The sequence below is a fragment of the Planococcus sp. CAU13 genome (genome assembly GCF_000775575.1).
In the GTDB taxonomy this organism is placed as follows: Bacteria; Bacillota; Bacilli; order Bacillales_A; family Planococcaceae; genus Planococcus.
This window is the reverse complement of the sequence record NZ_JRGN01000220.1, coordinates 1-1,871: the sequence shown is the minus strand read 5'-3', so window position 1 is coordinate 1,871 and position 1,871 is coordinate 1. Positions and strand designations below refer to the sequence as shown.

2 protein-coding genes are annotated in these 1,871 nt (G+C 46.3%); both read left to right on the top strand.

Annotation, left to right across the window (positions count from 1 at the left end; genetic code table 11):
• Positions 1–168: 168 nt before the first annotated feature.
• Complete coding sequence (locus KW93_RS10225) at positions 169–879, top strand: DsbA family oxidoreductase (protein ID WP_033542913.1); 711 nt, start codon at positions 169–171, stop codon at positions 877–879.
• A 102-nt stretch (positions 880–981) separates the two neighbouring features.
• The gene (locus KW93_RS10220) at positions 982–1,614 is read left to right on the top strand and encodes an FMN-dependent NADH-azoreductase (RefSeq protein ID WP_033542912.1); all 633 of its coding nucleotides are present in this window, start codon (positions 982–984) and stop codon (positions 1,612–1,614) included.
• Positions 1,615–1,871 lie beyond the last annotated feature (257 nt).

Here is a 1,871-nt window from a genome sequence, read left to right as displayed (position 1 = left end):
CTCCGGCGATCCAGCTCTTCGGGTCATAAGTCAAATCAGCGCCGTGGCAAAGAGATTGGCCCATAAACCTGAGGCCATCTCTTTGCCGTCGCTTTTCCTTTTTACAGGCAGAAACATTGAGCCTTCCATTTTTGCTTGCTATAGTATAGGACGAGGTGAACGATGATGTTGAAAATTGAGATCTGGTCCGACTATGTATGTCCGTTTTGTTACATAGGCAAACGTACACTCGAACAGGCACTTATAAAAACTGGCTTTACCAATCAAACTGAAGTTACTTTTAAAGCATATCAACTGGATCCGGCAACTCCTGTGGATTCCAATATTTCCGTCTACGAAAGTCTGGCAGCGAAATTCGGCTATTCTGTGGAACAGGCTAAAGAAATGACAAAAGGTGTCGCACTGCACGCCCAAAAAGTGGGGCTGGAATATGATTTTGATCATATGGTCCAGGCCAATACACTGGCTGCGCACCGGTTAGTGAAATGGGCGGCCGTTCAAGGACGGGAAGCGGCTTTGATTGAACAGCTGCTGAACGCCTATTTTGTCAAAGCTGAGCATATCGGCAATCACCAGTTGCTGCTGAATAATGCAGAAGCGGTCGGTCTGCCGCGCAATGAAGCAAAGATTGTTCTGGATTCGGATGACTTCCTGACCGAAGTGGAACAGGACATCGCAGAAGCTCAGCAATTGGGCATCCAGGGGGTACCTTTTTTCGTCATCAACCGCAAATACGCCATTTCCGGTGCGCAGCCGCTGGAAGCGTTCGTCGATTCCATCAAACAAATTGCGGATGAAGAAGGATTGCGTCCCGCTGTGAAACCGAAGAGCAGTAAAGAAACGAGTTATTGCACGGGGGACACCTGCAATTCAGAGTGAGCCCTGCAGGCAGTTTCGTTGACGGACACTGATTAATTTACTAAACTTAAAAAGGTTTTAATTAAAGATAAATAATATTAGAATATAAAGGAGTTAAGATATATGAACGTTTTAGTAGTAAAAGCCAACAACCGTCCAGCATCAGAAGGTGTTTCAAGTAAAATGTACGAAGTATTTATGAATAATGTAGGGAACGAAGCGAACATCAAGACTTTCGACGTTTTCAAAGAAGACATGCCGTATTTCGGCCAGGATTTCTTCAGCGCGATGCAGAAATCTGCGCAGGCCGAAGAATTGGAAGAAATCGAACAGCGCATCTTGACAGCTGCCAACAAAGCGATGGATGCTTTCCTTGAAGCTGATGTTGTCGTATTCGCTTTCCCGCTGTGGAATAAAACAATTCCAGCGCCGCTTCAGACTTTCATCGATTACATCTACCGTGCAGGTGTGACATTCAAATATACGGAAGAAGGCCCGGTCGGTCTTGTACCGGAAAAGAAAGTCATTATCCTGAACGCACGCGGCGGAATCTACTCGAATGCTGAAATGGCGCCGAGCGAGATGAGCGTCAATTATATCCGCATGATCATGAACTTCTTCGGCATCGAAGATATTGAAGAAGTGATCATCGAAGGCCACAATATGTATCCGGACCGTGCTCATGAAATTATTGAAGATGGCATGAAGCGTGTCGAAGAAGTCGCAAAATCATTTGATAAAGCAACAGTACAATAAACATTTCCGAAACCCGTCAGCGCTTTTGCGCTGGCGGGTTTTTTCTGTGGATAAAAAAATATAATCGTTTTAGGTGGAAAGCTCTTGGAAGTATGTGTTTCCCTGTCCAGACTCCAACCGGCCAACTCCTTGGTCTTAAGCTGCCCATCCTGTGCGGCAAAAAGCGCCGCTTCGGATGTTCATCTTAAGCCTGTCGGAGTTGAACGGCCGTTGTCGCTTTTCGGGTGTCCAGACTCCAGCTGCCCAGCTCTTCGGGT

Coding starts and splice junctions, on each gene's coding strand:
- KW93_RS10220 (WP_033542912.1), top strand. CDS start 982: ATGAACGTTTTAGTAGTAAAAGCCAACAACCGTCCAGCATCAGAAGGT.